The sequence below is a fragment of the Mesorhizobium sp. LNHC209A00 genome (genome assembly GCF_000502915.1).
Classification (GTDB): Bacteria; Pseudomonadota; Alphaproteobacteria; order Rhizobiales; family Rhizobiaceae; genus Mesorhizobium.
Window position 1 is genome coordinate 1 of sequence record NZ_AYWT01000067.1, and the last position, 276, is coordinate 276.

Genomic DNA, 276 nt, shown 5'->3' on the forward strand with positions numbered 1-276 from the left:
GCGCCTGCAGGACGCCTTCGACGCCGGCCAGCTTCGCTTCTTCAGCGATCTCGCCAGCCTGGCCGACCCTGCCACTTTCTGCGCCCAACTGACTGGACTGAAACGCATCGAATGGGTCGTCTACGCCAAGCCCCCGTTCGGCGGTCCCGAACAGGTCCTCGCCTATCTGGGCCGCTACACCCATCGCGTCGCCATCGCCAACAGCCGCCTCGTGAGCCTGGACCAGGGAAAGGTCAGCTTCCGCTGGAAGGACTATCGCCACCACGACAAGTCCAA

1 protein-coding gene is annotated in these 276 nt (G+C 64.5%); it reads left to right on the forward strand.

Translation table 11 applies throughout. From position 1 onward, the window contains the following. On the forward strand, nt 1–276 hold a 276-nt coding region (locus tag X739_RS0136565), incomplete at both ends, for a transposase (RefSeq protein WP_031252703.1).